This window comes from Pseudomonas sp. PSPC3-2, from assembly GCF_049897085.1.
Classification (GTDB): Bacteria; Pseudomonadota; Gammaproteobacteria; order Pseudomonadales; family Pseudomonadaceae; genus Aquipseudomonas; species Aquipseudomonas paraveronii.
The window spans coordinates 37,727-64,569 of record NZ_JAFCVO010000004.1 but is presented as its reverse complement, the minus strand read 5'-3'; the positions used below and the strand labels follow the sequence as shown (position 1 = coordinate 64,569).

General features: G+C 59.0%; 28 protein-coding genes and 1 tRNA gene. 22 read left to right on the top strand and 7 right to left on the bottom strand.

The features are described from left to right. Positions 1-11: 11 nt before the first annotated feature. Positions 12-1,310, bottom strand: coding sequence for an OprD family porin (locus ACP7CJ_RS08835; protein WP_426100139.1), 1,299 nt, complete (start codon positions 1,308-1,310; stop codon positions 12-14). A gap of 742 nt (positions 1,311-2,052) precedes the next feature. Here ACP7CJ_RS08835 and ACP7CJ_RS08830 point away from each other — a divergent pair. Then, positions 2,053-2,478, top strand: a complete 426-nt coding sequence (locus ACP7CJ_RS08830) for an HIT domain-containing protein (protein ID WP_276194624.1) — start codon at positions 2,053-2,055, stop codon at positions 2,476-2,478. A 3-nt stretch (positions 2,479-2,481) separates the two neighbouring features. After that, complete coding sequence (locus ACP7CJ_RS08825; protein WP_247401620.1) at positions 2,482-2,688, top strand: SlyX family protein; 207 nt, start codon at positions 2,482-2,484, stop codon at positions 2,686-2,688. Positions 2,689-2,759: 71 nt separating this feature from the next. On the opposite strand, the gene ACP7CJ_RS08820 is transcribed toward ACP7CJ_RS08825, so the two are convergent. After that, positions 2,760-3,362, bottom strand: coding sequence for a cold-shock protein (locus ACP7CJ_RS08820; protein ID WP_276194623.1), 603 nt, complete (start codon positions 3,360-3,362; stop codon positions 2,760-2,762). A gap of 426 nt (positions 3,363-3,788) precedes the next feature. Here ACP7CJ_RS08820 and ACP7CJ_RS08815 point away from each other — a divergent pair, with 426 nt between their 5' ends. The 18 genes from ACP7CJ_RS08815 to ACP7CJ_RS08730 all read left to right on the top strand — a co-directional run bounded on the left by ACP7CJ_RS08815 (position 3,789) and on the right by ACP7CJ_RS08730 (position 17,547). Continuing rightward, on the top strand, positions 3,789-4,262 hold the full coding sequence (locus tag ACP7CJ_RS08815; RefSeq protein WP_104902566.1) for a Dps family protein: 474 nt from the start codon (positions 3,789-3,791) through the stop codon (positions 4,260-4,262). Between the two features lie 181 nt (positions 4,263-4,443). Beyond that, complete coding sequence (locus tag ACP7CJ_RS08810; RefSeq protein WP_247401619.1) at positions 4,444-4,785, top strand: ribbon-helix-helix domain-containing protein; 342 nt, start codon at positions 4,444-4,446, stop codon at positions 4,783-4,785. A 182-nt stretch (positions 4,786-4,967) separates the two neighbouring features. Continuing rightward, positions 4,968-5,189, top strand: coding sequence for an FmdB family zinc ribbon protein (locus ACP7CJ_RS08805; RefSeq protein WP_100938824.1), 222 nt, complete (start codon positions 4,968-4,970; stop codon positions 5,187-5,189). A 109-nt stretch (positions 5,190-5,298) separates the two neighbouring features. Then, positions 5,299-7,074 carry an aspartate--tRNA ligase gene (aspS, locus tag ACP7CJ_RS08800; protein WP_276194622.1) on the top strand — a complete coding sequence of 592 codons (1,776 nt, stop codon included), beginning with the start codon at positions 5,299-5,301 and terminating at the stop codon, positions 7,072-7,074. Positions 7,075-7,209: 135 nt separating this feature from the next. Beyond that, positions 7,210-7,956: a YebC/PmpR family DNA-binding transcriptional regulator gene (locus ACP7CJ_RS08795; RefSeq protein WP_276194621.1), complete on the top strand. Its 747-nt coding sequence runs from the start codon at positions 7,210-7,212 to the stop codon at positions 7,954-7,956. A gap of 157 nt (positions 7,957-8,113) precedes the next feature. Then, positions 8,114-8,638, top strand: a complete 525-nt coding sequence (gene ruvC / locus ACP7CJ_RS08790; RefSeq protein ID WP_017847125.1) for a crossover junction endodeoxyribonuclease RuvC — start codon at positions 8,114-8,116, stop codon at positions 8,636-8,638. A 67-nt stretch (positions 8,639-8,705) separates the two neighbouring features. Further along, entirely contained in the window at positions 8,706-9,317 is a 612-nt protein-coding gene (gene ruvA / locus ACP7CJ_RS08785) for a Holliday junction branch migration protein RuvA (RefSeq protein ID WP_247400514.1), read from the top strand. Further along, a complete protein-coding gene (ruvB, locus tag ACP7CJ_RS08780; protein WP_276194620.1) occupies positions 9,318-10,376 on the top strand; it encodes a Holliday junction branch migration DNA helicase RuvB in 1,059 nt (352 codons plus the stop codon). Between the two features lie 139 nt (positions 10,377-10,515). Further along, positions 10,516-10,971 (top strand): tol-pal system-associated acyl-CoA thioesterase, encoded by a 456-nt coding sequence (gene ybgC, locus ACP7CJ_RS08775; protein ID WP_276194619.1) that lies wholly within the window; start codon positions 10,516-10,518, stop codon positions 10,969-10,971. Position 10,972: 1 nt separating this feature from the next. Next, a complete protein-coding gene (tolQ, locus tag ACP7CJ_RS08770) occupies positions 10,973-11,668 on the top strand; it encodes a protein TolQ (protein ID WP_017847129.1) in 696 nt (231 codons plus the stop codon). A gap of 23 nt (positions 11,669-11,691) precedes the next feature. After that, positions 11,692-12,144 carry a protein TolR gene (tolR, locus tag ACP7CJ_RS08765; RefSeq protein WP_161630238.1) on the top strand — a complete coding sequence of 151 codons (453 nt, stop codon included), beginning with the start codon at positions 11,692-11,694 and terminating at the stop codon, positions 12,142-12,144. Beyond that, positions 12,144-13,217, top strand: coding sequence for a cell envelope integrity protein TolA (gene tolA / locus ACP7CJ_RS08760; RefSeq protein ID WP_276194618.1), 1,074 nt, complete (start codon positions 12,144-12,146; stop codon positions 13,215-13,217). The genes tolR and tolA overlap by 1 nt, the downstream gene beginning before the upstream one ends. A 17-nt stretch (positions 13,218-13,234) precedes the next feature. Continuing rightward, positions 13,235-14,515: a Tol-Pal system beta propeller repeat protein TolB gene (gene tolB / locus ACP7CJ_RS08755; protein ID WP_174555573.1), complete on the top strand. Its 1,281-nt coding sequence runs from the start codon at positions 13,235-13,237 to the stop codon at positions 14,513-14,515. 52 nt (positions 14,516-14,567) lie between these two features. Beyond that, positions 14,568-15,068 carry a peptidoglycan-associated lipoprotein Pal gene (gene pal, locus ACP7CJ_RS08750; RefSeq protein WP_003209827.1) on the top strand — a complete coding sequence of 167 codons (501 nt, stop codon included), beginning with the start codon at positions 14,568-14,570 and terminating at the stop codon, positions 15,066-15,068. Positions 15,069-15,074: 6 nt separating this feature from the next. Beyond that, a complete protein-coding gene (ybgF, locus tag ACP7CJ_RS08745) occupies positions 15,075-15,905 on the top strand; it encodes a tol-pal system protein YbgF (protein ID WP_276194617.1) in 831 nt (276 codons plus the stop codon). A 164-nt stretch (positions 15,906-16,069) separates the two neighbouring features. Continuing rightward, positions 16,070-16,717: a 7-carboxy-7-deazaguanine synthase QueE gene (gene queE / locus ACP7CJ_RS08740; RefSeq protein ID WP_426100138.1), complete on the top strand. Its 648-nt coding sequence runs from the start codon at positions 16,070-16,072 to the stop codon at positions 16,715-16,717. 16 nt (positions 16,718-16,733) lie between these two features. Then, positions 16,734-17,408, top strand: a complete 675-nt coding sequence (gene queC, locus ACP7CJ_RS08735) for a 7-cyano-7-deazaguanine synthase QueC (RefSeq protein WP_426100276.1) — start codon at positions 16,734-16,736, stop codon at positions 17,406-17,408. 63 nt (positions 17,409-17,471) lie between these two features. After that, positions 17,472-17,547: transfer RNA gene (locus ACP7CJ_RS08730), tRNA-Lys, on the top strand. Between the two features lie 169 nt (positions 17,548-17,716). Here ACP7CJ_RS08730 and ACP7CJ_RS08725 read toward each other — a convergent pair. After that, positions 17,717-19,717: a hybrid sensor histidine kinase/response regulator gene (locus ACP7CJ_RS08725; RefSeq protein ID WP_247400493.1), complete on the bottom strand. Its 2,001-nt coding sequence runs from the start codon at positions 19,715-19,717 to the stop codon at positions 17,717-17,719. A gap of 488 nt (positions 19,718-20,205) precedes the next feature. Between ACP7CJ_RS08725 and ACP7CJ_RS08720 the strand changes: the two genes are divergently transcribed. Both ACP7CJ_RS08720 and nadA read left to right on the top strand, forming a co-directional pair. Next, positions 20,206-21,606, top strand: coding sequence for a lactate dehydrogenase (locus ACP7CJ_RS08720; RefSeq protein ID WP_426100274.1), 1,401 nt, complete (start codon positions 20,206-20,208; stop codon positions 21,604-21,606). Between the two features lie 248 nt (positions 21,607-21,854). Beyond that, positions 21,855-22,913: a quinolinate synthase NadA gene (gene nadA, locus ACP7CJ_RS08715; protein WP_276194614.1), complete on the top strand. Its 1,059-nt coding sequence runs from the start codon at positions 21,855-21,857 to the stop codon at positions 22,911-22,913. Positions 22,914-22,975: 62 nt separating this feature from the next. Here nadA and ACP7CJ_RS08710 read toward each other — a convergent pair whose 3' ends face one another. The 4 genes from ACP7CJ_RS08710 to ACP7CJ_RS08695 form a co-directional block, all read right to left on the bottom strand. Further along, positions 22,976-23,464: an RDD family protein gene (locus ACP7CJ_RS08710; RefSeq protein WP_276194613.1), complete on the bottom strand. Its 489-nt coding sequence runs from the start codon at positions 23,462-23,464 to the stop codon at positions 22,976-22,978. Positions 23,465-23,569: 105 nt separating this feature from the next. Next, positions 23,570-23,785, bottom strand: coding sequence for a cold-shock protein (locus tag ACP7CJ_RS08705; RefSeq protein WP_247400485.1), 216 nt, complete (start codon positions 23,783-23,785; stop codon positions 23,570-23,572). A 388-nt stretch (positions 23,786-24,173) separates the two neighbouring features. After that, positions 24,174-25,298: a glycine cleavage system aminomethyltransferase GcvT gene (gcvT, locus tag ACP7CJ_RS08700; RefSeq protein ID WP_426100137.1), complete on the bottom strand. Its 1,125-nt coding sequence runs from the start codon at positions 25,296-25,298 to the stop codon at positions 24,174-24,176. A gap of 39 nt (positions 25,299-25,337) precedes the next feature. Beyond that, positions 25,338-26,714, bottom strand: coding sequence for an L-serine ammonia-lyase (locus tag ACP7CJ_RS08695; RefSeq protein WP_253398452.1), 1,377 nt, complete (start codon positions 26,712-26,714; stop codon positions 25,338-25,340). Between the last annotated feature and the right edge of the window lie 129 nt (positions 26,715-26,843).

The following is a 26,843-nucleotide window of genomic DNA, read 5'->3' as shown; positions in this document are numbered from 1 at the left end:
CGAACGGGCAATTACAAGATGTTCAGCGGGTATTGCGCGATCAGACGCAGTTCGTCGATGGACGCCGAACCGTAGTACACGCCGTCAGACGAACGATAGGTGGCTTGACGGACGCGCAGGCTCAGGTCTTTCGCTGGGCCGCTCTGGATCACGTATTTGGCTTCAATGTCGCGTTCCCACTCTTTGCCGTTCGACGTGGTGGCGGTGTTGGCGCCGCTACCGTTGACGTAACGAGTCATGAAGCTCAGGCCTGGCACGCCGAAGGTGGCCATGTTCAGGTCGTAGCGAGCTTGCCAGGATTTCTCGTCTTCAGCGTTGAAGTCGGAACGGGCGATGGAGTTGGCCAGGAAAATCGTGCCGCCGCCGTCGATGCCGTAGCCGTAGTCACCGTCACCGCTGACTTTCTGGTAGGCGAGGGTAAAGGTGTGAGCCTGGTAGGTGTAAGCGCCTTGCAAGCTGTAGGCGCGGTTATCCAGTTTGGTGGTGTTGTCTTTTTCTGCGCGTTGCAGGCCGGCACCGTCGCTTTTGGTGCTGTAGATGTTGAAGTCTACGGCCAAGGACTGATCGGCGCTCAGCGCATGGGTCCAGTTCACGTTGGCATAGAGCTTCTTCCAGTAGTCTTCCACTTTCGAGTAGTAGAGGCTGGTGGTGAACTCTGGAGTCCAGGAGTAGACGCCGCCGACAAAGTTTGCTTCTTTCAGGCCTACGTTTCCGACGTTACTGCTGTCGCTGATGCTGTCTTTATAGGTCTGGGATTGAGCAACGATCGAGGTGAAGTGACCGGCTTCAAGCTTCAGGTCCTTGATCTCGTTGCTGGTGATCGAGACACCTTGCGGCAACTCAGGCAGCAAGCGGCTGTCATCGGAGGCGAATACAGGCGCTGTGGTGTATTGATCGCCGATTTTCAGCACGGTATTGGAGAGGCGGAATTTAACTGCGGCGCCGCCTTTGGAGTAGTCGTCTTGCGAGCGACCATCCGAACCTGTTGGGAACAGACCGGTGCCAGCACGGCCCTTGCCGCTGTCGAGCTTGAGGCCCAGCAGGCCGATGGCGTCGACGCCGACACCGATGGTGCCTTGGGTGAAGCCCGACTGGTAGAGACCGTTGAAACCAAGACCGGTTTCTTCGCTGCGGCTTTGGCCGGAGTCATTGTTGCGTTTGTCGCGGCTGAAATACAGCGCACGGGTATTGATGCTGAAAGTGCTGTCTTCAACAAAGCCCTTGGCATCGTCTTGGGCAGACGCCATTGCGAACTGCGAGGTGCCTGCTGAAACAGCGAGGGCGATCATGCTCCACTTCATCACGCGCATCGTGATTTGCTCCTTTGGTTTTAGGAAGAGTACTGCCGTCCCACCTGTATTTTTATCTGGGCGGCTCTTTCTTTTTTGTGTCAGCGCAAAGTTATATCACGCTGACTCTAATGACGATACTTACCCATCTTTCCTTTCAGCTTCTTTACGAGGCTGTCGTAAATTGCTAGATCCGTGTCGCAAATTCACAGTCCGAATGCAACCGGACTGACAACTTCAATGCTCTTTTCAAACCCCTTTCATAGTTTGAATGCGTCCTTGTTCCGCATTGACCCGCTGCTGTTCTTATCGCGAAACACCCGCTTCCTGAAGGGTGCCGTTGCCGACGATGTGGGTGTGAATGCAACAAGCGCGCCCAAACCGGTAACTGAATGTCATTTTTTCGTGAAAAACCTTGCTGCACTGTAAAAAGCGCATAAGCACGGGCTTCTTACGCCGTTTGGTTTGCTCTTGACGGCCATGCATTCCCTTGCTCCTGTGGTGCATGAATCCTGTACCTGAGAGAAACGTTACCGATTCACCCTCATGAGTGGGTACTTGGCGGATCTATTTGATGCACGGGTGGGTCATTTTGGTGCATCCCGGTGAGGCCCGAGTTAGCGTAGCTCAATTATTCGCCTGCCTCGAAAAAGGGCAGGTTTTTTATCGGGATGCGCGCTGGCTTCTGCATTCGAAGTGAAGCCGCAAGCGTTCGAAGGTATGCTGGGCCCCAGAATCTGACCTGCCGAACGGAGTGCCCGCGGTGTTCGCCTTAGATCAACGCCTGCAACAAGACACACTGGCCATCGGGGACTTCCCGTTGTGCCGCCTGCTGCTGTCCAATGACTCGAATTACCCCTGGTACATTCTGGTGCCGCGTATCAACGGTATCAGCGAAGTGTTTCAACTGGGTGTCGCAGATCAACAGAAGCTGTGGGAAGAAACCACGGCCCTGGCGCAATTGCTCAACGAAGGCTTAGTGGCCGATAAGATGAACATCGGCGCGCTGGGGAATGTTGTCAGTCAGTTGCATGTGCATGTGATCGTGCGCAAACGCGACGACATTGCCTGGCCTGCGCCAGTCTGGGGCAAGCACCCGGCGCGGCCGTATACAGAAGAACAAGTGGCTGCCATTCGTGCGCGGTTGCGCGAGCTATTGCCTGCCGACTTCATCTTTACCCAGGACTGAACCATGGATCTGCAAGACCGCGTGACCGACCTGGAAAGCCGCCTGGCCTTTCAGGACGACACCATCGAAACCCTCAACGATATTCTGGTCACCCAGCAGCGGGCGGTCGAACGCCTGCAACTGCAGATGACTGCGCTGCTCAAGCGCCAGGAAGAAATGGGCAGCCAGTTCGAGTCGTCCGAAGAAGAAGCGCCGCCGCCTCACTATTAATAGCCGCGCCATAAAAAAACCGCGATCCAGCCTACGCCGGATCGCGGTTTTTTTTACTGCTTAGCCTGGAATCAGCGACGCGGCAAGGCGGCGATCACGTCTTCGGCTTGCAGGCCTTTGTCGCGGTTCATGACGGAGAATTCCACACGCTGGCCTTCGACCAGAACGCGATGGCCTTCGCCACGGATGGCCCGGAAGTGGACGAAGATATCGTCGCCCGAATCGCGGGAAATAAAGCCGAAGCCTTTGGACGTGTTGAACCACTTGACGGTCCCGGTATCCCGATTGGTCATGTCGTAGTTTTGCGACGCGGCCGTAGGGGACGAACGGTAGAAGCTGATGGCCAGGTGAAGAACGATGGCGACCAGCGCAATCACCAGGCTGAGCAGGATGGCCGGGTGGCCACCGACTTCAGGCATGGGTGCCAGGAGGGTGAGGGTTTGTACGACAACAGTCAGCACCAGCAGCGCGCTGACCAGGTTTTGCAGTTGATGACGCGTGCCTTTGTTCCAGTAAGGAATCACTGGCGCCAGCGTCAGGTTGAGAAGGCCGAACAAGGCCAGGTACAGAGCGTCATGTTGTTGCAGGTAAGGCAGGCTTTCAGGCTGCAGGCTCGGGATAAAGGACAGCAGCAAAGCTGCAACGCCCGTTAGCAGGTGGACGATTTTCAACATTTTGATTAACTCACGTTAAGACGGATCACAAGGAAGAGCTGACTGGCACGGTTCGCTTCTGAACAATGGGAGGCGTTGAGCACGTGCGCGGGTATCAGCCTATGCGCTGGACGAAGAAAATAACGACAGCGACACGCTGCCTATTTAACAGCAAAGGCTGTGCCTACTCAAATCAAGCATTTCCGGGGGGTTGCGAGGGGAGGGGCATTTCTGCGTCAAACGCTTGTCCTAGACAGTTGCAGGTGTTTTGCCTGCTGTCGGGAAACTTCCTACAGCGCCCAAAGCCCTCACCGTCGCGGGCCAGCGAGGCCTAGCAGGGCGATTTGCCGCGCGTGCCTCGGCGTGTTGAGCTGCACACGCTGGTTACTCTTGCTAGAGTGGTCCGGCACCTGGTCAATGAATGCTGTTCAATTGAAGGGGATAAACATGGCAATCGATATCGGTATCAGTGAAGAAGATCGCAAATCCATCGTCGATGGGCTTTCGCGTCTGCTTTCCGATACCTATGTACTGTACCTGAAGACCCACAACTTCCACTGGAACGTCACGGGCCCCATGTTTCGCACGCTGCACTTGATGTTCGAAGAGCAGTACAACGAGCTGGCGCTGGCGGTTGACCTGATTGCCGAGCGAATTCGTGCCTTGGGCTTCCCGGCGCCGGGGGCCTATTCGATCTATGCGCGACTGTCTTCGATCAAGGAAGAAGAGGGCGTGCCCAGCGCTGAAGAGATGATCAAGCAGTTGGTGGCGGGGCAGGAGGCGGTTACGCGCACCGCGCGCGGCATTTTCCCACTGCTCGACAAGGTCAGCGATGAACCGACGGCCGACCTGCTGACCCAGCGTATGCAAGTTCACGAAAAAACTGCGTGGATGCTGCGTTCCCTGCTCGAAAGCAAGTAGACGTCGACCCCGGGTGGCGCCGTCCTGGCGCCGCTCGCTTGTTTCTCCGTGTTTCCTGGCGTTGTCCTACGACTATCAACTCCCCGTCTTCTGGCTGCCCCCGTCTTCCTGCTGTTTGATAGGTCCACCGTCCAATGGGAGAAACCCATGGACCGCTGTTTGGCAATGGAGTGTCAGGTGTATGTCACGTGGAGTGGGTAGTAGAGTGATGGAGACCTGTGGTTTTCAAAAGATAAACGTCGATCCCTTTGTCAAAGGGTTCGATATGGGGCTGGCGCGGCCGCTGTCCCGATCGGTAAGGCTCAATGGGTTTTCGACTTGCTTGCGGCTGGAACAGATCTACTGGAATATCCTCACGGAAATAGCCAGGCTCAATGCCTGTTCAGTCAGTGCATTGTTGTCTTATGTCGATCGGGAAGTGCATTTGCGCTATGGCGGCGTGAAGAACTTCAGCGGGCTGGTCCGGGTAGTTTGCGTGGTTCACGTATTGAAAGGCCGTGCTTGCCTCTCAAACCCTGAGTAGTCCGGTGGTTCCGGGGCCGGCCCAACGTGCAGGCGGGCCGGGCCTCGGGCAGAAAGCCGGCTGCGCTGCCTCGATTTACCAGATATAATCCCGCGCTTTGCTGCTGCCAGCGCTTTCTGCGCGGTGCCCTCTGTTCGGAGGCAGGCGCGGCACAGTAACGATCTGATCGCCGAGACATCTCCATGCCCATGTACGACTATCAATGTGCTTCCTGTGGTCATCAGTTGGAAGCCATCCAGAAGATCAGTGACGCGCCGCTGGTCGATTGCCCAGCCTGCCAGGCGCCGCAGCTTAAAAAGATGTTGTCCATGCCGGGCTTCCGCCTGAGCGGCAGCGGCTGGTACGAGACCGACTTCAAGACCGGCTCGAAGAAGAATCTGGCGGGCGGCGACAAAGCAGACTGAGTTGAACTCTACGCGCAGGCTCCTGCATTATCCGTCCCCTGACTTATGTGCGGTGACTGAGGCCAAGCCTGCCACCGAATTTCGAATTACGAGAAGTGAAACCACTACCATGATGCGCAGCCATTATTGCGGCCAACTGAACGAGACCCTGGAAGGTCAGGAAATCACCCTTTGCGGATGGGTTCACCGTCGCCGCGACCACGGCGGGGTGATCTTCCTCGATATCCGTGATCGTGATGGTCTGGCCCAGGTGGTGTTCGACCCGGACCGCGCCGAGAGCTTCGCCGCGGCCGACCGCGTGCGCAGCGAATACGTGGTGAAGATCACCGGCAAGGTACGCCTGCGTCCGGCCGGTGCGGTGAACCCGAACATGGCTTCTGGCGCGATCGAAGTGCTGGGCTACGAACTGGAAGTGCTGAACGAGTCGGAAACTCCGCCGTTCCCACTGAACGAATACTCCGATGTTGGCGAAGAAACCCGCCTGCGCTATCGCTTCCTGGACCTGCGCCGCCCGGAAATGGCCGAGAAGCTGCGTCTGCGTTCGCGCATGACCACCAGCATCCGCCGCTTCCTCGATGAAAACGGCTTCCTCGACGTCGAAACCCCGATCCTCACCCGTGCCACTCCGGAAGGCGCGCGTGACTATCTGGTGCCGAGCCGTACCCACGCCGGCAGCTTCTTTGCCCTGCCGCAATCGCCGCAGTTGTTCAAGCAACTGCTGATGGTGGCCGGCTTCGACCGTTACTACCAGATCGCCAAGTGCTTCCGTGACGAAGACCTGCGTGCTGATCGCCAGCCTGAATTCACCCAGATCGACATCGAGACCAGCTTCCTCGATGAAAAAGAGATCATGGGCATCACCGAACAAATGATCCGCAATCTGTTCAAGGAAGTGCTGGACCTGGAATTCGGCGAATTCCCGCACATGACCTTCGAAGAAGCCATGCGCCGCTACGGTTCCGACAAGCCAGACCTGCGTAACCCGCTGGAACTGGTGGACGTGGCCGACCAGCTCAAGGATGTCGACTTCAAGGTGTTCAGCGGCCCGGCCAACGACCCGAAATGCCGCATCGCCGCCCTGCGCGTGCCTGGCGGCGCGAGCATGCCGCGCAAGCAGATCGACGACTACACCAAGTTCGTCGGCATCTACGGTGCCAAGGGCCTGGCGTACATCAAGGTCAACGAACGCGCCAAGGGCGTTGAAGGCCTGCAGTCGCCGATCGTGAAAAACATCCCGGAAGCCAACCTCAATGTGATCCTGGATCGCGTGGGCGCGGTCGACGGTGACATCGTGTTCTTCGGCGCCGACAAGGCCAAGATCGTCAGCGAAGCCTTGGGCGCGCTGCGGATCAAGCTGGGCCACGACCTGGATCTGCTGACCTGCAAGTGGGCGCCGATGTGGGTCGTCGACTTCCCGATGTTCGAAGAGAGCGACGACGGCAGCTTCAGCGCCTTGCACCACCCGTTCACCGCGCCGAAGTGCTCGCCTGAAGAGCTCGAAGCCAACCCTGCGGGCGCTCTGTCCCGGGCCTACGACATGGTCTTGAACGGCACCGAGCTGGGTGGCGGTTCGATCCGTATCCACCGCAAGGAAATGCAGCAAGCGGTATTCCGTCTGCTGGGCATCAACGAAGCGGAACAGGAAGAGAAATTCGGCTTCCTGCTCGACGCCCTGAAATACGGCGCACCGCCCCACGGCGGCCTGGCCTTCGGCCTGGACCGTCTGGTGATGCTGATGACCGGCGCCCAGTCGATCCGTGAAGTGATTGCCTTCCCGAAAACCCAGAGCGCTGCGGACGTCATGACCCAGGCCCCGGGTGTCGTGGATGCCAAGGCACTGCGCGAGCTGCATATCCGCCTGCGCGAGGCGCCGAAGGCTGAGTAAGGCCGCTGCGTGAAAGCGCGATAGGGTTTTACGCAGTCAAAAAGGCGCATCTTCGGATGCGCCTTTGCGTTACAAGGGTTGTATCCCGCCGGGTGCGGGGTTGATAAGGTTTTTAGAGAATTTCGGAGTTGTGTTATGGCTGGCCATTCCAAGTGGGCGAACATCAAGCACCGCAAAGAGCGTCAGGATGCCAAGAAAGGCAAGATTTTCACCAAGTGGATTCGCGAGCTGACCGTCGCCGCCCGCCAAGGCGGCGGTGATCCGGGCTCCAACCCGCGTCTGCGCCTGGCGCTGGACAAAGCCCTCGGCGCGAACATGAGTCGCGACATCATCGACCGCGCCGTGGCCCGTGGTGCCGGTGCGGCCGATACCGACGACATGGTCGAGCTGACCTACGAAGGCTACGGCCCGGGCGGCGTGGCGGTGATGGTCGAGTGCATGACCGATAACCGCAACCGTACCGCCGCGGCCGTGCGCCATGCGTTCAGCAAGTGCGGTGGCAATCTCGGCACGGATGGCTCGGTGGCCTACCTGTTCGAGCGCAAGGGCCAGATTTCCTTCGCGCCGGGTGTGGATGAAGACGCGTTGATGGAAGCCGCGATGGAGGCGGATGCCGACGACGTGGTGACCAACGAGGACGCTTCCATCGACGTGTTCACCTCGTTCGCCGGGTTCTATGCGGTGCGTAACGCGCTGGAAACCGCCGGTTTCAAAGGCACCGACGCGGAAATCGTGATGCTGCCGACCACCAGCGCCGAACTGGACCTGGACGGCGCGCAGAAAGTGCTGAAGATGCTGGATATGCTTGAGGACCTGGATGACGTGCAGAACGTCTACTCGAACGCTGACATTCCAGAATCGGTAGCCGAGCAGCTAGGCTGAAGGGCGATGTGGATCAACATGTGAGAGGGGGCTTGCTCCCGATGGCGGTGTGTCAGTCATTTATAAATCGACTGAATCACCGCCATCGGGAGCAAGCCCCCTCCCACATTGGATCTTCCCTGTATCAAAAACTGTGTTTACCCGACCTGCAGGCGTTATGACTTTAATCCTAGGTATCGACCCCGGTTCGCGCATCACCGGCTTTGGCGTGGTGCAACACACCCCGCGCGGCTGCGTGTATGTCGCCTCGGGCTGCATCCGCACTGGCGCGGGCGAGTTGGCCGAGCGCCTGCAGATCGTCTATCGCGGTGTGCGTGAAGTGATCCAGACCTACAAACCGGTGACGATGGGGATCGAAAAGGTGTTCATGGCGAAAAACGCCGACTCGGCCCTCAAGCTTGGCCAGGCCCGTGGCGCCGCGATCGTAGCCGGTGCCGAAGAGGCCATGGAAATCGCCGAGTACACCGCCACCCAGGTCAAGCAGGCCGTGGTCGGCACCGGTGCAGCCAATAAAGAACAGGTGCAGATGATGGTCATGCACATGCTCAAGCTCACCTCCAAGCCGCAGATCGACGCCTCCGACGCCCTGGCCATCGCCATTTGCCACGCGCACACCCGTTCCAGCCTGCTGCCTCACGGCCTGGGTGCGGCGCGCAGTCGTGGCGGGCGGCTGCGTCTCTGATAGCATCGGCGCAATCGTTATTTCCGGTCAGGCCTCGATCTGACCCCAAGCCTTAAGGATCTGAACCGTGATTGGACGCTTGCGCGGCACCCTGGCTGAGAAACAGCCGCCGCACCTGATTCTGGATGTCAACGGGCTGGGGTATGAGCTGGAAGTGCCCATGACCACCCTGTACCGCCTTCCGTCGGTTGGCGAGCCACTGACCCTGCATACTCACCTTGTGGTGAGAGAAGATGCGCAACTGCTCTATGGTTTCATTGGCAAGCGTGACCGTGACTTCTTCCGCGAGCTGATTCGCCTCAATGGCGTAGGGCCTAAACTGGCCCTGGCGCTGATGTCGAGTCTGGAAGTGGATGAACTGGTGCGTGCCGTTTCGGCCCAGGACACCTCGGCGCTGACCAAGGTGCCGGGGGTCGGCAAGAAAACCGCCGAACGCCTGCTGGTGGAGCTCAAGGACCGCTTCAAGGCCTGGGAAGTCGCCCCGAGCATGTTCGCGCTGGTGCCGAACCAGCCGGATCTGCCGGCGGGCCAGGTGGCGAGTGCCGAAAGCGATGCGGTCAGCGCGCTGATCTCCCTGGGCTACAAGCCGCAGGAAGCCAGCAAAGCGGTGTCGGCCATCAAGGACAAGAACCTGAGCAGCGAAGACATGATCCGCCGAGCCCTGAAGGGAATGATTTAAGTGATTGAAGCTGATCGTCTGATCGCGGCCACGGGCCCCCGTGACCGTGAAGAAATCCAGGATCGCGCCATCCGCCCCCTGAGCCTGGCCGACTACATCGGCCAGCCCACCGTGCGCGAGCAAATGGAGTTGTTCATCCAGGCCGCGCGTGGGCGCAGTGAATCCCTGGATCACACCTTGATCTTCGGCCCGCCGGGGTTGGGTAAAACCACCCTGGCCAACATCATCGCCCAGGAAATGGGGGTGTCGATCAAGTCCACCTCCGGGCCGGTGCTGGAGCGCCCGGGCGATCTGGCGGCGTTGTTGACCAACCTCGAACCGCACGACGTGCTGTTTATCGACGAAATCCACCGGCTGTCGCCCATCGTCGAGGAAGTGTTGTACCCGGCGATGGAGGACTTCCAGCTCGACATCATGATCGGTGAAGGCCCAGCGGCCCGCTCGATCAAGCTCGACCTGCCGCCGTTCACCCTGGTGGGCGCAACCACACGTGCGGGCATGCTGACCAACCCGTTGCGAGACCGTTTCGGTATTGTTCAGCGTCTAGAGTTCTATAGCACCGCAGACCTGGCGACCATCGTCAGCCGTTCGGCCGGCATTCTCGGCCTGCCCCTGGACCCCGAAGGCGCGTTTGAAATCGCCCGTCGGGCGCGGGGCACGCCACGGATCGCCAACCGCTTGCTGCGGCGCGTGCGTGATTTTGCCGAAGTGCGGGCCAAGGGGCATATCACCAAGCCTGTGGCCGACCTGGCGTTGAACTTGCTGGACGTGGATGAGCGCGGCTTCGATCACCAGGATCGACGGCTACTCTTGACCATGATCGAGAAGTTCGACGGTGGACCGGTGGGCGTGGACAGCCTGGCGGCCGCCATCAGTGAAGAGCGCCATACCATTGAGGACGTGCTGGAGCCGTACCTGATCCAGCAGGGCTACATCATGCGCACGCCGCGGGGCAGGGTGGTTACCCGGCATGCCTATTTGCACTTTGGGCTAAACATTCCGTCACGATTGGGCGAGATGCCCGTGGTAGACGAATTCCTCGATGCGGTGGACGATTAAAAAGGCTTTGTTCGTCGATTTATTCGAGGTTTGTGCTGTCCTAGTGGCTGGCGTCGTCATTCAGTCAGTGAAAATGTTTCAGCGAATGAAAAAACAGTTGCCTGAGCGGATTGGCAACCTGAGGAGTAAGCACTAGAGTATGCGCGCGCAAAACGGGGATCAGTCGTTCGCACATCGCTGTCGCGTTTATTACGAGGACACCGATGCGGGCGGCATCGTGTATTACGTCAATTACCTCAAGTTCATGGAGCGGGCTCGAACCGAGCGGCTACGGGAGCTGGGCTTTGCCCAATCCCAGCTGGCAGGAGAGGACCTGTTGTTTGTCGTGCATTCCAGCGAGGCGCGTTATTTCGCACCCGCGCGATTGGACGATGAGCTGCTGGTCAGCGCTGAAGTAATCGAATTGAACCGGGCCAGCCTGCGCTTTAAACAGCAGGTCAGGCGGGCTACGGATGCAACGCTGCTCTGTGAGGGGCAGTTTCTGGTGGCGTGTGTGCGCACCAATAGTTTGAAACCTCGGGCCATTCCCGAAACTCTACGTGCGGCCTTTGCTGCCGTGAGCGGCGCGGGTAAACAATCAAAGCAGGAGATTTAGCGTGGAACCTACCGTCGTCGACCATTCCTCCATGTGGAGCCTGGTCAGTAATGCCAGTGTCGTGGTTCAACTGGTGATGCTGATCCTGTTAGCCGCATCGGTTACATCCTGGGTCATGATTTTTCAGCGCAGCAACCTGCTGCGTGCCGGTCGACGAGCCCTGGAGAGCTTCGAAGAGCGCTTCTGGTCGGGTATCGACCTGTCCAAACTGTATCGCCAGGCGGGCAGCAACCCTGACCCGGATTCGGGCGTCGAGCAGATCTTCCGTGCCGGCTTCAAGGAATTCTCGCGCCTGCGCCAGCAGCCGGGCGTCGACCCGGAAGCGGTCATGGAAGGCGTGGCCCGTGCCATGCGTGTGGCCATCTCCCGCGAAGAAGAGAAGCTGGAGCAGAGCCTGCCGTTCCTCGCCACCGTGGGTTCCGTCAGCCCGTACATCGGCCTGTTCGGTACCGTGTGGGGGATCATGAACTCCTTCCGCGGCCTGGCCCAGGCCCAGCAAGCGACCCTGGCCACCGTGGCTCCGGGTATCGCCGAAGCCCTGGTCGCCACCGCGATCGGCCTGTTCGCTGCGATCCCGGCGGTAATCGCCTACAACCGCTTCGCCGCGCGCGGTGAAACCTTGATCAGCCGTTACTACACCTTCGCCGACGAATTCCAGGCGATCCTGCACCGTAAAGTGCACACCAGCGAAGAATAAGCAGGTAATTCCCAATGGCTTTAATCGCTCGAGCTCGCAAAAAGCGCAAGCCGGTCGCCGAGATGAACGTAGTGCCTTACATCGACGTGATGCTGGTGCTGCTGGTGATCTTCATGGTGACCGCGCCGATGCTCAATCAGGGCGTGAAGGTTGATCTGCCCAAGGTTTCCAGCGAAGCCTTGCCGCAGGACAACAACACTCAGGTCCTGACCATTTCGATCAAGGCTGACAAGACCTATTACTGGAACCTTGGCAGCGAAGTCGACACCCAGAAACAGCAGGACAAGGCCATGACCTTGCCGCAGATGACCGATGCCGTGACCAAGATCATCCGGTCCGGCAACGAGGGCGGCAAGCACACCCAGGTGTTCATTCGCGGCGATAAAGTCGTCGACTATGGCTCCGTCATGGGCGCCATGGGCGGGCTGCAGAAGGCCGGCGTCGGTAACGTTGGCTTGATTACCGAGGCGCCCTGATGCACCAACAGCGAGAGCCGTCCGCCTCGGAAAGCTTCTTCTGGCCTAGCGTCTGGGCAATTGCCCTGCACGTCCTGGTGTTTGGCATGCTGTTCGTCAGCTTTGCCATGACCCCGGACCTGCCGCCAGCCAAGCCGATCGTGCAGGCGACCCTGTATCAGCTGAAATCGAAAAGTCAGGCCACCACCCAGACCAATCAGAAGATTGCGGGTGAGGCCCAGAAGTCGGCTGCGCGCCAGACTGAAGTCGAGCAGATGGAACAGAAGAAGGTCGAGCAGGAAGCGGTGAAGGCTGCTGCGGAACAAAAGAAAGAAGAGGCGGCTCAAAAGACCGAGGAATCGAAAAAGGCTGACGAAGCGAAGAAGGCTGACGAGGCGAAAAAGGCTGATGAAGCCAAAAAGTCCGAGAAGGCTGCCGAAGCTAAAAAAGCTGAAGAGAAACAATTGGCTGATATAGCCAAGAAGAAATCTGAAGAAGAAGCCAAAAAAGCTGCCGAAGAAGAGGCCAAGAAAAAGGCCGCTGAAGAAGCCAAGAAAAAGATAGTCGAAGACGCGAAGAAGAAAGCCGCCGAAGACGCCAAGAAAAAAACTGAAGCAGACGAGGCGAAGAAGAAAGTCGCCGACGACGCGAAGAAGAAAGCTGCCGCCGACGCCAGCAAGAAAAAGGCCCAGGAAGCAGCGCGTAAATCCGCCGAAGAGAAAAAGGCCCAGGCCTTGGCAGATTTGCTCTCCGACACGCCGCAGCGTCAGCAAGCCTTGGCCGATGAGCGTGGCGATGAAGTCGCGGGCAGTTTCGATGACCTGATTCGGGCACGGGCAGCAGAAGGTTGGACACGTCCACCTTCGGCACGCAAAGGCATGACAGTAGTGCTGCAGATCGGCATGTTGCCGGACGGTACGGTGACTTCGGTCAGCGTGGCCAAGTCCAGTGGTGACGGTTCGTTCGACAGTTCGGCGGTCGCGGCGGTCAAGAATATTGGCCGGTTGACCGAGATGCAGGGAATGAAACCAAGCGACTTCGCTCCCTATCGTTCATTCAAGATGACATTCACACCTGAGGATTTAGCCTTGTGAGAAACCTTCTTCGAGGAATGCTTGTCGTTATTTGCTGCATGGCAGGGATAGCGGCGGCGGATGAAAAGAACATCCTGGTCACTAGCGGTAGCGATCGGGCCACCCCGATCGCCGTTGTGCCGTTCGGTTGGCAGGGCGGCAGCGTGCTGCCGGACGACATGGCCCAGATCGTCAGCGACGACCTGCGCAACTCCGGTTATTACGCGCCGATTCCGAAAGGCAACATGATCAGCCAGCCGACCCAGGCCAGCGAAGTCATCTTCCGTGACTGGAAAGCCGTAGGCGCCCAGTACCTGATGGTCGGCAGCATCGTGCCCGCCGGCGGTCGCCTGCAGATCCAGTACACCTTGTTCAACGTGGCGACCGAGCAGCAGGTCTTGACCGGCAGTGTATCGGGCACCGCCGAGCAATTGCGGGACATGGCCCACTACATCTCGGATCAGTCGTTTGAAAAACTCACCGGTATCAAGGGTGCTTTCTCGACGCGTCTGCTCTATGTAACGGCTGAGCGTTTCTCCGTAGATAACACGCGCTACACGCTGCAGCGTTCCGACTATGATGGCGCGCGGGCCGTGACCTTGCTGCAATCGCGTGAGCCAATCCTGTCGCCGCGCTTCGCGCCGGACGGTAAGCGCATTGCCTACGTGTCCTTTGAACAGAGGCGTCCGCGCATCTTCGTCCAGCACATCGATACTGGCCGTCGTGAGCAGATCACCAACTTCGAAGGCCTCAACGGTGCGCCAGCCTGGTCACCGGATGGTTCTCGCCTGGCATTCGTGCTGTCCAAAGACGGCAACCCGGATATCTACGTGATGAACATGGCTTCGCGCCAGATCAGCCGCGTAACCAGCGGTCCTGGTATCAACACCGAACCGTTCTGGGGTAAAGATGGTTCGACCATCTATTTCACCTCCGACCGTGGCGGCAAGCCTCAAATTTATAAAACGAGCGTGGGTGGCGGTGGCGCGGAACGCGTGACCTTTATTGGTAACTACAACGCCAACCCTAAGCTTTCGGCTGATGAAAAGACGTTGGTGATGATTCACCGTCAGGATGGTTTCACTAATTTCCGGGTTGCGGCCCAGGATTTGCAGCGCGGAACCGTAAAAATCCTTACAGATACCAACCTTGATGAGTCAGCCACTGTTGCGCCCAACGGCACCATGGTAATCTACGCCACCCGCCAGCAGGGCCGGGGAGTCTTGATGCTCGTGTCCATTAATGGACGCGTAAGGCTCCCGCTTCCTACCGCACAAGGCGAAGTCAGAGAACCATCCTGGTCCCCTTACCTGAACTGACGCGGCGCTACATGATTTGCTTAACACACTGGGGTTCATTAGGAGTTTCACGATGGAAATGCTGAAGTTTGGTAAGTTTGCTGCTCTGGCTCTGGCTCTGTCCGTAGCCGTTGGTTGCTCGTCTAAAGGCGGCGACAATGCCGGTGAAGGCGCAGCTGTTGATCCAAACGCTGGTTACGGCGCTAACACTGGTGCAGTTGACGGCTCCCTGAGCGAAGAAGCTGCTCTGCGCGCAATCACCACTTTCTACTTCGAATACGACAGTTCGGACCTGAAACCAGAAGCCATGCGCGCTCTGGACGTTCACGCGAAGGACCTGAAAGCTAACGGCGCTCGCGTTGTTCTGGAAGGTAACACCGACGAACGTGGTACTCGCGAGTACAACATGGCACTGGGCGAGCGTCGTGCGAAAGCCGTTCAGCGCTACCTGGTACTGCAAGGTGTTGCTCCAGGCCAACTGGAACTGGTTTCCTACGGTAAAGAGCGTCCAGTTGCTACTGGCCACGACGAGCAGTCCTGGGCTCAAAACCGTCGCGTCGAACTGCGTAAGTAATTCGTCATGCGAACGTGCCGTCGTGCTCTAACTGTATTGGCTCTCAGCCTCGCACCGCTTGCGGTGTGGGCTGCGGTTCCTGTGGAAGATAGCAACTCAGGCTATAACAATAGCGGGAGCAGTTATCCGCCAGCGGGTTATGGCACGAACGGCGCCTATGCTGGGGGGGCGGCTACGTCCGCTCCCTCGGCACAGGGCGAACTGTTCAACCAGCTGCAACGCATGCAGGATCAATTGTCGCAGCAACAAGGCACCATTGAAGTTCTGCAGAATCAAGTGAACCAGCTGAAGCAAGAAGGCCTGGAGCGATACCAGGATCTTGATCGACGTATAGGAGCCGGCGTTACACCTGCCGCTACTCCTGATAATTCTTCTGCCGGTGGCGCGCCAAGTGCCGCCACCGGTGGAGCAGCAGCAGGGGGCGCCGCCGCGGCCCCTGCTGCCAGCAGTGAACCGGGTGATCCGGCGAAGGAAAAACTGTACTACGACGCAGCCTTCGACCTGATCAAAGCCAAGGATTTCGACAAGGCCAGCAAAGCCTTTACCGCATTCCTTGGTCGCTACCCAAACAGTCAGTACGCGGGCAACGCCCAGTACTGGCTGGGTGAGGTAAACCTGGCAAAGGGTGATCTGCAGGGGGCGGGCCAGGCATTTGCCAAGGTCAGCCAGCTTTACCCCAAGCACGCCAAGGTGCCGGATTCGCTGTACAAACTTGCTGACGTAGAACGCCGCCTGGGTCACACCGACAAGGTCAAAGGCATTCTGCAGCAGGTCGTTGCCCAGTATCCGGGGACTTCCGCTGCACAGTTGGCTCAACGCGACCTGCAGCGCCTATAAGCGATGCAGTCCGTTTAGAAGAAACCCGCGCCTGGCGCGGGTTTTTTCGTTAGAATCCGCTCCCTTTTATGAAACACGCTTCCTGGGGTTGACGCGTTGGCGTAATTCCTTGAAGTGCCTGACGGAGGCGGACAGCCTGTTTAGCTGTTACGCCCGTGGCGACTATGCAAGACACATTACGCATCACCGAAGTTTTTTACTCGTTACAGGGTGAAACGCGAACGGCCGGCCTGCCCACAGTATTTGTGCGCCTGACTGGTTGCCCCCTGCGTTGCCAGTACTGTGACAGCGCCTACGCCTTCAGTGGCGGCACGGTGCGCACCCTTGAAGACATCCTGGAGCAGGTTGCCGGTTACCGGCCACGCTACGTCTGCGTGACAGGCGGCGAGCCGTTGGCGCAACCCAACGCCATCCCCTTGCTCAAGCAGCTATGTGACGCCGGTTACGAGGTGTCCCTGGAAACCAGCGGCGCTCTGGATATTTCCGCTGTGGACCCGCGTGTAAGCCGGGTGGTCGACCTCAAGACCCCGGGCTCCAAAGAGGCGCATCGCAACCTCTACGAGAACCTGAACCTGCTGACAGCCAACGATCAGGTCAAGTTCGTGATCTGTTCGCGCGACGATTACGACTGGGCGAGCACCAAGCTGATCCAGTATGGTTTGGACCGCCGCGCGGGCGAGGTGCTGTTCTCGCCAAGCCATCACGACCTCAACGCACGCGACCTGGCCGACTGGGTGGTGGCTGATAACCTGCCGGTCCGTCTGCAACTGCAGCTGCATAAATACCTTTGGAACGACGAGCCGGGACGCTGAAATGACCGAACAACCGATTGATCAAAAACGCGCAGTGATCCTGCTGTCCGGTGGCCTCGACTCCGCCACGGTGGTGGCCATGGCGCAGGCTGAAGGCTACACCTGCTACACCATGAGTTTTGACTACGGCCAGCGCCATCGCGCCGAGCTGAACGCCGCTGCCCGCATCGCCCGCGAAATGGGGGTTGCCGAGCACAAGGTCATTGGTCTGAACCTAAACGGCATCGGCGGCTCGGCCCTCACCGACAGCAGCATCGACGTGCCGGAAGCGCCCAGCGAAGGCATCCCGATCACCTATGTACCGGCGCGCAACACCGTATTCCTGTCCCTGGCCCTCGGCTGGGCAGAAGTGCTGAATGCCCGCGATATCTTTATCGGCGTTAACGCAGTGGATTATTCCGGTTACCCGGACTGCCGCCCAGAGTTCGTCGAGTCGTTCGAGCGCATGGCCAACCTGGCGACGAAGGCCGGCGTAGAGGGGCAGGGCTTCCGTATCCTGGCGCCGCTGCAGAACCTCAGCAAAGCCGATATCGTGAAGGCTGGCGTAGGACTTGGCGTCGATTACTCGCTGACTGTTTCCTGCTATCAAGCAGACGCTGACGGCCGCGCTTGTGGGAAATGCGACAGCTGCCGACTGCGCGCAGATGGCTTCCAAACGGCCGGAATTACGGACCCGACGCGTTATTTCTGATTTATTTCAAATAAGGTGTTGAATAATCCTTAGAAATCAGTATTATACGCGCCACAACACAGCGGGTCGTTAGCTCAGTTGGTAGAGCAGTTGGCTTTTAACCAATTGGTCGTAGGTTCGAATCCCACACGACCCACCATTTTTGGCGGTTTAGAAAATCCGGAAGGCCCACGCAAGTGAGGATTTCCGGGTTTTTTTTTGCCTTGTGAAAAAGTCGACGTGCCATGTCCCACCGCACGCAATCCGCCTTCCGATGCTGAAACGCGGCTCCGCTTATGCGTGCGTGCTGACGCGGAGGTCGCTTCGACCTATTCCCCGCCCAGCGAGCCGCCCAGCCGGCCCTTGATGACCTTTTGCAGGAGTAAGGCCAACGTCTCAGTGGCGTAGGGCTTTTGCAGCAGCACAAAGCGCTTGGTTTCTTCCTGGGCGATGCGCGCGTATTCGTCGTTGTAGCCTGTAGTGAGCACCACGGGCAGCCACGGGTAGAGTGCTTCGATTGCGTCGAGCAGTTCCAGGCCGCTCATACCCGGCATGGAGATGTCGGAGAACACCACCTGGAAACTTTCCGGGTTAGGGGCCAGGGCTTCCAGCGCGCTCTTGGCGTTCGGCACCCACAACACGTGAAAGCCCATCTGCTCCAGTGTTTGCGAGGTGTAGAGGCCAACGTCGGCGTTGTCCTCGACCATCAGCACGCACAAGTTCGAGACAATCGGTGCGCTAGGGTTGTCCTGGGAGGTCGGCATCGTGCTGGCCTCGACCTTGGGCAGGTACAACATAAACTGGCTGCCCTTGCCGCATTCGCTCTGCACCAGAATTTCCCCGCCCGACTGTTTGGCAAAGCCAAACACTTGCGACAAGCCCAACCCGGTGCCTTGGCCGATGCCTTTGGTGGTGTAGAAGGGCTCGAAGATGGCATCGAGTTTTTCCGGCGCAATACCTGTGCCGGTGTCGCTCAGCGTGATGGTCACGTAGTCGGCGACCAGCCCCGGGTGGGCACGTACCGACGGTAGCCAGGCGGCTGTCGCGACCTGGATGGTCAAGTGGCCATTGCCGGACATGGCATCCCGCGCATTGACCACCATGTTCACCAACGCGGTATCGAACTGGCTTTCATCGGCGTTGATAAAGCAGGGTTCATCCGGCACCTCGATGGTGACCTTGATCCGCGAGCCGGTCAGGCTGTCCATCATCTCGCCCACCCGCAACACGCTGTCTCCGACGTTGAACACTTCCGGGCGCAGGGCCTGGCGGCGGGCGAAGGTCAGCAGTTGCGCGGTCAGGCGGGCGGCGCGGTCGACCGTGTTGGCGATGGCTTCCACGTATTTGATGCGCCGCACTTCGCTCAGCGACGGGGTCTTGAGCAAGTCGGCGCAGGATTTGATCACCGTCAGCAGGTTATTGAAATCGTGTGCGACACCGCCAGTGAGTTGGCCAATGGTTTCCAGTTTCTGGGACTGACGCAGGGCGTCTTCCGACAGGCGTAGGGCGTCCTTGGCTTCTTCTTCAGCCTGGATATCACGGCCCACCGCATGGATGTAGTCGCTATCGGGCACGGCGGTCCAGGCGATCATGCGGTAGCTGCCATCCTGGTGGCGGTAACGGTTCTTGAAGTTCGGGAAGTTCTTGCCGTCTCCCAGGCGGCTGACTGCCGATGAGGAGTCGGCCAGGTCGTCCGGGTGTACCAGGGCCAGCAACTGGCTGCCCACCAAGTCGTGTTCGGTGTGACCGAGCATGCGAGTCCAGGCTGGGTTGACGGCGGAAATCACGCCGTCGAGTTGGGCCACCAGCATCAAGTCCGGAGACAGCCGCCAGATGCGGTCACGGTCGCGGGTGCGTTCTATCACCCGTTGTTCCAGGGATTCGTTGAGCTTGCGCAACGCCTCTTCGGCTTCACGTAGGGCCGTGATGTCGCGGGATACGCAGAGGATCTGTTCCGGTCGGCCGTTACTGCCCAGGATCGGGCTGACCTGTACATGCCACCACTTCAGGTTACCGGCCAGGGTCTGGGCCGGGCCGATAAAGCTGGCACTCTCGCCGTTTTTGGCGGCCTGTACGGCGGCCTTGGCGTCTAGGTTGCCTTGATCCTGCCAGAAATCGGGCCAGGAGCAGCCACGGATAGTGTTGAAGTCACTGACCTCCATGATTTTTTGGCCGCCTTCGCTCATGAACGTGAGGCGGGCATCGAGATCGAGTACTTTGATGCAATCGTTGATGCTGGCCAGTACGCGCTCGGTGAACGCTTCGTTTTGGCCCAGGCCGGAGGTGGCCAGTTCGCTGGCCTCAGAGCCCATCCCGACGGTGCTATTCATTTGAGTTTGGCCGAGCGGGTTAAATGGCCTTCATCATGTCATTAAGATACCTCCCCCCACCAGCGACTTCCTTACGCACTGCACTGCTTTTGCTGTGGGAAGGCATTCGATAATGCCGGCACGTTCTGTACATATTCCTACGAGCGATCGCGCGGTATGTGTTGCCGTGACTTACAGCTCCTGAGTCTGCGCGATGCGGCAAAAAGGCAGTTTTTTGACGTGGCTCTTTGCCACTTATTTCGGCTTTAATGCTGTCAATCGCGGCTTATCTTGACTAGATTGGAGGCTACTAAGCTTTTAAGACACGGACTGTCATGACTACGCTAACTCCGATCATCGCTAGCAATCCACTCATTGTTCGCGCGGCAGCCACACCGCTCGCCATTTCGGCGAACACTGTCGATGTCTCGCCGGTGCGACCTGCATCGGTGGTCAGCCTCGGTAATCCGGCTGCCGATGTCGTTGATATCTACTCCCGAGACGGGCAGATGCCGGGTCGGGAAAGTGTGCGGGCCTGGGAAAATAGCAGCCAGGACGCAGTCAGCAAGATCATCAATACCAGCTTTAACTCGGCCTCCACGGCCAGTCGCTACAGCGGCTTGGGGGCAGCATTGCTGGCGCAGTTCGCCAAAGGCGGCGGCGCGGGCATTTCACAGTCGGTGCTCAACACCACGGCCGACCGGGCCGGGGACGCCGGTGCGATCAAGGCCGACCAGACCGTGCTGCACAGTAAGGCCGAGAATCAGGTCAGCCTCAGCATCAAGACCGCCAGCGGCAAGACCGTCACCTTCAGCTTGTCGAGCCAGAAAGATGGGCTGGGCGTGCAGGCCACGGTGGAGGGGGGCGATTTAAGTGCTGACGAGCTCAAGGCCGTCGGTCAACTGGGCAGTGCCTTCCAAGCCTCGGTTGATGGGCTGACCGCTGTGCCGCCAAAACTCGACCTAAGCCAATTGACTCAGTTTGATTCAAAGGTGCTGGCGTCCGTAGACCTTAATGCCAAGGTGAAGTCCCAGGGCGGCGATGACCTGACTCTGGCTTTTCACGCCGACAGCCAGAGCCGCACCACACGCATGAGTGGCCCGGCGGGTAGCATTGACCTGGCGGTGGACCTGAAAAACGCGGCGATCCTCGGCGATGCCAAACAGCAGGCCAACGCGCTGAAAACCTACCTCGCCCAGTTCGACCGGGTGGAAAAGCGAGGGAGTGCCAACACTGACTTGATGGCGATGTTCAAAGACGCGTTCAGCGCCATGAACAGTAACTATCCACAAGGCGCTGGCGCCGTGGAAGCCTTGAGCAACAATCCGAGCGACAAAGGCTTGCTGACCGGTCTGGCTGACTTCAAGGCTTCCATCAAGCAGGCCGTAGACAGCTCCAACCCGATGCGCGCTTCAGAGGTCGACAGCTTTTCCTACAATGTGTCGCAGAAAACCCAGGTCAATGGTCGCAGCAGCGCGGATCGCAGCGTCACCCAGAACCAGCAATCGGTGCTTTCGGCGAGCTTCCACAAAGGCCTTGATGGTGGGAAACCGCCGGTGTTTGATGGCAGTCGCGAATCGCAGAATTACCTGTATGTGCAATTGCAGGACAGGGCCAGCAGCACCGCGAGCTTTGCCTACAAAGACGGCCAATTGACCCGTGCTTCCGTCACACAGTCGGCTTCCCAGAATACCCACACGCAGAAGTATGTGATGGCCAACCTGGTAGAAGACACCGTGGTGCCGAAGGAAGGCTCATCCAAGCGTGACTACCTGGCACTGCTCGAACACGCGGGCAGGGAAAGCAAAAAATCCAAGGATGCGCTGGAGCAGTCGACGTTGAAGGATGCATTGGCGAAGATGCATGACTCAGTCCTATTGCAGGATGATCCGGATGTGCTGATGCGCTGATGCGCTGAGGTTAATCGTGGTCAACGCGGGAAGGCCCAGTGATGGGCCTTCCCGCTTTTTTTTGTCCGACAGATGCGCCGCGCCGTGCCAGATTAGGCTTTTGAATCCATTCGATATTCTGTAGCCTTGCGCAGCTTCACCTTAACCCGTGCTTGATGACACATCACTTCGTCCGGCGGCGCCCGAAGGGCTCCAGAGCCGGTGGTACACTCGACTTTCGCGCAACGGCGCCTGCAGGTCTTGCGAACATGACGCAAATTTCCGAACGCCTTCTGGTTCAAGCCCACCTCGATGCCAAGCAGCCCAAGGCCCTCAGCGCCGAGGAAGAGGCCAGCCTGCGTACCGCCATCGCCGCCGAGCTCAAAGCTCAGGACGCGGTGCTGGTCGCCCACTTCTATTGCGACCCGGTGATTCAGGCCCTGGCCGAAGAAACCGGCGGCTGTGTCTCCGATTCCCTCGAAATGGCGCGCTTCGGCGCCGCCCACCCGGCCAAGACCGTACTGGTCGCCGGCGTGCGTTTCATGGGCGAGACTGCCAAAATTCTCACCCCTGAAAAACGCATCCTGATGCCGACCCTGGAAGCCACATGCTCCCTCGACCTGGGCTGCCCGGTGGATGAGTTTTCGGCGTTCTGCGATCAGCACCCTGAGCGCACCGTGGTGGTGTATGCCAACACCTCGGCGGCGGTCAAGGCGCGGGCGGATTGGGTGGTGACCTCCAGTTGTGCACTGGAAATCGTCGAAAGCCTGATGGACAACGGCGAGACCATTATCTGGGGGCCGGACAAACACCTGGGCACTTACATTCAGCGCCAGACCGGTGCCGACATGCTGCTGTGGGACGGTGCCTGCATCGTCCACGAAGAGTTCAAGTCCAAGCAACTGGAAGACATGAAGGCGCTGTACCCGGACGCGGCGATCCTGGTCCACCCGGAATCCCCGACCTCGGTGATCGAACTGGCGGATGCGGTGGGTTCCACCAGCCAACTGATTGCTGCCGCTCAGCGTTTACCGAACAAAACGTTCATCGTCGCCACCGATCGCGGCATTTTCTACAAGATGCAGCAGCTGTGCCCGGACAAGGTCTTTATCGAAGCGCCTACCGCCGGCAATGGCGCGGCGTGCCGCAGTTGCGCGCACTGCCCGTGGATGGCGATGAATACGCTGGAGCGCACGCTGCAGTGCCTGCGTGAGGGCAGTAACGAGATCTTCGTCGAGCCTTCGGTGATCCCGCAGGCTGTACGCCCGCTCAAGCGCATGCTTGATTTCACCCAAGCTGCGCGCCTGAAGCAGGCCGGCAACGCCTGACCCGGTCGAACATGTGGGAGGGGCTTACCCCCTCCCACATTTTGATCCGCACCAGCAGGGCGTTATTTTTTCCGCTTCGGAACCTGCACCAACCGCGTGTCAGAGTAGATGTCATGCCAGCTGCGTTTCTGCTTGTCGAACAGCGACCAGATAAAACCCAGCCCCACGCATAACCACGATGCGATCGACACCACAAAGCGCAACAGCGCCTGCCACAGGCTGATCCGCGAGCCGTCGGCGTTCTGTACGCGCACGCCCCACACCTGCATGCCCAGGGTCTGCCCGGAATGGGTCCAGAACTTGGCGAAGAAACCAAACAGCACGAAGAATAGAATCGTCGACAGCAACGGGTCGCCGTCCAGCGTGCCGGATTCGGTGAGGGTGCGCATTTTGGCTTCGCCCACGAACGCGATCCACACCAGCTTGTAGATAAAGGCCGTGACAATCAGCAGCGCAGTGCAGAGGAGGAAGTCATAGAACATCGCTGCCAGACGACGGCCCAGGCCAACGGCGGGAAATTCGCCTTGGGGGCTCAGCAGGGGTTTGGACATGGCAGGGCTCTCTGAAGAAAAAAGCATTTTACGGCGCAACACCCTTCACGCGCCCATAAAAAAACCCCTGATGTCACCATCAGGGGCTTTTTGTCGCAGGAAGGATCAGGCTTCGGGGATCACTTCATCAGCCTGCATACCTTTCTGGCCTTGCACGGCGACGAAAGACACTTTCTGGCCTTCTTTCAGGCTCTTGAAGCCGTTGCCCTGAATAGCGCGGAAATGTACGAACAGATCCGGACCGCTTTCTGGAGTGATAAAACCAAACCCTTTTTCGTCGTTGAACCACTTGACGGTACCGCTCTGACGTTTATCCGACATTTTCTTATTTCCTTGACGCTAAAAATGAATGACAGCCCCTTTCGCATGAAAGAGTACTGGGCTGGGTTGCAGGAAAGTAAGAGACGTCGAACGGGTTGTAGCAAACTTTGGCTACTGCCCAGGTCAGGTTTCAAGCGACCCATGCAAACACAGTGGACAAACTCTACGACAACTAATGCAGAAAAAACAAGCCCTGCAAAAAGCCCAGGTTTTGCTAGGCCTAGTGACATTTCGTTGAATACTCGTGTACCGACTTATTCGATAGAATTGGTCACTTGTTATAGGTTAACCCCTATAACAATGACTATCGAAAATGCACTGTTTTATGGCGGTCGCGTTACAGTTTAGTGCGCGTTATTGCGACCGCGTTACTTATAGAAGCAGTCAATCAGCCGCGGTAGTAACGTTGCGGCACAAATGGCATTTTACTTACACGTAGTGGCACCTTTTTCCCACGCACCAGTGCAGACACTTCGGTATCCAGCGCAATGAACGCGCTGTCCAGGTAGGCCATCGCCAACGGGCCACCGAGGCTTGGGCCAAAGCCGCCGCTGCAGACGCTGCCGATCACGGTGCCGTGTTCGTCGACGATTTCCGCACCTTCACGCACGGGCGTGCGCTCTTGAGGCAGCAGGCCGACACGTTTGCGGCTTACACCGGCTTGCTGCTGGGTAAAGATCCGGTCGGCGCCGGGAAAGCCACCCGCACGTGCGCCGTCAGCGCGACGGGCCTTGGAGATCGCCCACAGCAGGCTGGCTTCGATCGGGGTGGTGTCGGTGTTCATGTCGTGGCCATACAGGCACAGGCCGGCTTCCAGGCGCAGGGAGTCGCGGGCGCCCAGGCCGATGGCTTGTACTTCGGTCTCGGCCAGCAGGCTGCGGGCCAGGCTTTCGGCGGCGGCGGCGGGCACCGAGATTTCAAAGCCGTCTTCACCGGTGTAGCCGGAACGGCTGACGTAGCAGTCCACACCCAGCAGGCGCAGGGATGCGAACTGCATGAAGGTCATCTTGGCCACTTCAGGGGCCAGGCGCGCCAGTACTTTCACGGCTGCCGGGCCTTGCAGGGCGAGCAGGGCGCGTTCTTCGAACAACGGCTCGATGGTGCACTGGTCGCCAATCTTGGCGCGCAGGTGCGCCAGGTCCTGGTCCTTGCAGGCCGCGTTGACCACCAGGAACAGCTCGTCATTACCCAGGTTGGCCACCATCAGGTCGTCGAGAATGCCGCCCTGGTCATTGGTGAACATGGCGTAGCGCTGCATGCCTACCGGCAGGTCGATGATATCCACCGGCACCAGGGTTTCCAGGGCCTTGGCGGCATTGGCGCCGGTCAGGCGGATCTGGCCCATGTGGGACACGTCGAACAACCCGGCCTGATCACGGGTGTGCAGGTGTTCTTTCATCACGCCCAGCGGGTATTGCACCGGCATGTCGTAGCCGGCGAAGGGCACCATGCGCGCGCCGAGTTCGATGTGCAGCGCGTGCAATGGGGTTTTCAACAGGGTTTCGGTGGACATATTCAGCTCCTGAAAAACGTGCGGACGCGCGTCTAAGCGTCAGCACTCGATAATGTTGACCGCCAAACCGCCACGGGCGGTTTCTTTGTATTTGCTTTTCATATCGGCGCCGGTCTGGCGCATGGTGCGGATAACCTTGTCGAGGGACACAAAATGCTGCCCATCACCGCGCAAGGCCATGCGCACGGCATTGATGGCTTTGACCGAGCCCATGGCATTGCGCTCGATGCACGGCACTTGCACCAGGCCGCCAATCGGGTCGCACGTCAGGCCGAGGTTGTGTTCCATGCCGATCTCGGCGGCGTTTTCCACCTGGGACACGCTGCCGCCCAATACTTCGCACAGCGCACCGGCGGCCATCGAGCAGGCCACGCCGACTTCACCCTGGCAGCCAACTTCGGCGCCGGAGATTGATGCGTTTTCCTTGTACAGAATTCCGATGGCGGCGGCGGTGAGCAGAAAGCGCACCACGCCGTCTTCATTCGCGCCGGGGATAAAGCGCATGTAGTAATGCAGCACTGCCGGCACAATCCCGGCGGCACCGTTGGTGGGCGCCGTAACCACGCGCCCGCCATTGGCGTTTTCTTCGTTGACCGCCAGCGCGTACAGGTTGACCCAATCGAGTACCGACAACGGGTCGCGCAGGGCTGACTCAGGGTTCTTGCATAGCTGGCGATGCAGGGCAGCGGCACGACGCTTGACCTTCAAGCCTCCCGGCAAGATCCCTTCGTTGCGACAGCCGGCGTCCACACAGTCCTGCATCACCTGCCAGATCTTCAGCAGACCGTTGCGGGTTTCGGCTTCGGGGCGCCAGGCACTTTCATTGGTCAGCATCACTTGGCTGATGGACAGCCCGTAGGTGGCGCAATGACCGAGCAAGTCCTTGGCGCTCTTGAACGGGAAGGTCAGGGGGGTGGCGTCTTCGACGATCCGGTCGGCGCCGGCGGCGTCTTCATCCACCACAAAACCGCCGCCCACCGAGTAGTACTCGCGGCTGCGGATCTGGATACCGGCGGCGTCAAAGGCGCGAAAGATCATGCCGTTGGGGTGATAGGCGAGGGGTTTGCGAATCATCGCCAGGTGTTCTTTCTCGTTGAACGCAATGCTGTGTTCGCCGAGCAGGTTCAAGCGGCCGTCGCTGCGCATCTGTGCCAGGCGCGCGGCGATGGTTTCTGTGTTCACGGTGTCCGGGTGTTCGCCTTCCAGGCCTAGCAGCACGGCCTTGTCGCTGCCGTGGCCTTTGCCGGTAGCGCCGAGTGAGCCATAGAGTTCCACCTTGACGCAGGTGGTGGCGCTCAGCAGGTCGTCACGGCGCAACCCCTCGACAAAGCGCGCGGCGGCGCGCATTGGGCCGACGGTGTGGGAGCTGGAGGGGCCGATGCCAATCTTGAACAGGTCGAACACGCTTAACGACATGGGTTGTTCTCCGGTTTCTTATTAGGTGTCGGGTGTACCCGATCAAAGTGTGGGAGGGGGGCTTGCCCCCGATGGCGGTGTGTCAGTCGATCAATAGATAACTGATCCACCGCTATCGGGGGCAAGCCC

Coding starts and splice junctions, on each gene's coding strand:
- ACP7CJ_RS08710 (WP_276194613.1), bottom strand. CDS start 23,464: ATGTCCAAACCCCTGCTGAGCCCCCAAGGCGAATTTCCCGCCGTTGGC.
- aspS (WP_276194622.1), top strand. CDS start 5,299: ATGATGCGCAGCCATTATTGCGGCCAACTGAACGAGACCCTGGAAGGT.
- pal (WP_003209827.1), top strand. CDS start 14,568: ATGGAAATGCTGAAGTTTGGTAAGTTTGCTGCTCTGGCTCTGGCTCTG.
- ACP7CJ_RS08725 (WP_247400493.1), bottom strand. CDS start 19,717: ATGAATAGCACCGTCGGGATGGGCTCTGAGGCCAGCGAACTGGCCACC.
- ACP7CJ_RS08705 (WP_247400485.1), bottom strand. CDS start 23,785: ATGTCGGATAAACGTCAGAGCGGTACCGTCAAGTGGTTCAACGACGAA.
- ACP7CJ_RS08795 (WP_276194621.1), top strand. CDS start 7,210: ATGGCTGGCCATTCCAAGTGGGCGAACATCAAGCACCGCAAAGAGCGT.
- nadA (WP_276194614.1), top strand. CDS start 21,855: ATGACGCAAATTTCCGAACGCCTTCTGGTTCAAGCCCACCTCGATGCC.
- ybgF (WP_276194617.1), top strand. CDS start 15,075: ATGCGAACGTGCCGTCGTGCTCTAACTGTATTGGCTCTCAGCCTCGCA.
- queE (WP_426100138.1), top strand. CDS start 16,070: ATGCAAGACACATTACGCATCACCGAAGTTTTTTACTCGTTACAGGGT.
- ruvC (WP_017847125.1), top strand. CDS start 8,114: ATGACTTTAATCCTAGGTATCGACCCCGGTTCGCGCATCACCGGCTTT.
- tolB (WP_174555573.1), top strand. CDS start 13,235: ATGCTTGTCGTTATTTGCTGCATGGCAGGGATAGCGGCGGCGGATGAA.
- gcvT (WP_426100137.1), bottom strand. CDS start 25,298: ATGTCCACCGAAACCCTGTTGAAAACCCCATTGCACGCGCTGCACATC.
- ACP7CJ_RS08835 (WP_426100139.1), bottom strand. CDS start 1,310: ATGCGCGTGATGAAGTGGAGCATGATCGCCCTCGCTGTTTCAGCAGGC.
- ACP7CJ_RS08695 (WP_253398452.1), bottom strand. CDS start 26,714: ATGTCGTTAAGCGTGTTCGACCTGTTCAAGATTGGCATCGGCCCCTCC.
- ACP7CJ_RS08805 (WP_100938824.1), top strand. CDS start 4,968: ATGCCCATGTACGACTATCAATGTGCTTCCTGTGGTCATCAGTTGGAA.
- ACP7CJ_RS08720 (WP_426100274.1), top strand. CDS start 20,206: ATGCCGGGTCGGGAAAGTGTGCGGGCCTGGGAAAATAGCAGCCAGGAC.
- ACP7CJ_RS08815 (WP_104902566.1), top strand. CDS start 3,789: ATGGCAATCGATATCGGTATCAGTGAAGAAGATCGCAAATCCATCGTC.
- ACP7CJ_RS08810 (WP_247401619.1), top strand. CDS start 4,444: ATGTCACGTGGAGTGGGTAGTAGAGTGATGGAGACCTGTGGTTTTCAA.
- ACP7CJ_RS08825 (WP_247401620.1), top strand. CDS start 2,482: ATGGATCTGCAAGACCGCGTGACCGACCTGGAAAGCCGCCTGGCCTTT.
- tolA (WP_276194618.1), top strand. CDS start 12,144: ATGCACCAACAGCGAGAGCCGTCCGCCTCGGAAAGCTTCTTCTGGCCT.
- ybgC (WP_276194619.1), top strand. CDS start 10,516: ATGCGCGCGCAAAACGGGGATCAGTCGTTCGCACATCGCTGTCGCGTT.
- ACP7CJ_RS08820 (WP_276194623.1), bottom strand. CDS start 3,362: ATGTTGAAAATCGTCCACCTGCTAACGGGCGTTGCAGCTTTGCTGCTG.